Below are 507 nucleotides of genomic sequence, written 5' to 3'. Positions count from 1 at the left end.
CACCAGGGCGGCCACCTCCCGCTCCACGGCGCCCAGCACGGCCGCCATGGCGCCCGGTGCGGTCGACCCGCCCATGAGCCGGCCCCGTTCCGCCGCGAACGTGACCGCCTCGCGCAGGGAAAGCGTCCCGCCCACGCAGGCGGCCGCGAGCTCGCCGACGCTGTGTCCGACGACCGCGTCGGGCCGTACGCCCCAGGCGGTCAGCTGCCGGGCGAGGGCGACGCCGTGCGCGACCAGCAGCGGCTGCGCCACCTCCGTCGCGGCCAGGTCGTCCTCGGTCACGTCGGCGTCGACGCACCAGTCCGTCAGCTCCCGCCCGCACACCTTTCCGACGAACGCCGACGCCTCGTCGAGCGTGGCGCGGTACACCGGAGCCGTGGCGTACAGCGCCGCGCCCGGGCCCGGCCGCAGGCCGCCCTGACCGGGCAGGACGAAGACGGTCCGGGGCCGGTGCGTCACCGTCCCGGTGATCGAGCCCCGCTGTGCCGTGCACGCCGCGGTGAGCCG

At 77.5% G+C, this 507-nt stretch carries 1 protein-coding gene; it reads right to left on the bottom strand.

Features of this window, described 5'->3' with window-relative positions; translation table 11 throughout:
* Positions 1 to 459: acyltransferase domain-containing protein (locus tag B7767_RS43250; protein WP_373408289.1), on the bottom strand; the 459-nt coding region annotated here is incomplete at its 3' end.
* Between the last annotated feature and the right edge of the window lie 48 nt (positions 460 to 507).

This window comes from Streptomyces sp. 13-12-16 (genome assembly GCF_002114215.1).
GTDB lineage: Bacteria > Actinomycetota > Actinomycetes > Streptomycetales > Streptomycetaceae > Streptomyces.
Note: the sequence above shows the minus strand (reverse complement) of the source record. Positions and strands in the feature narration are given on the sequence as shown.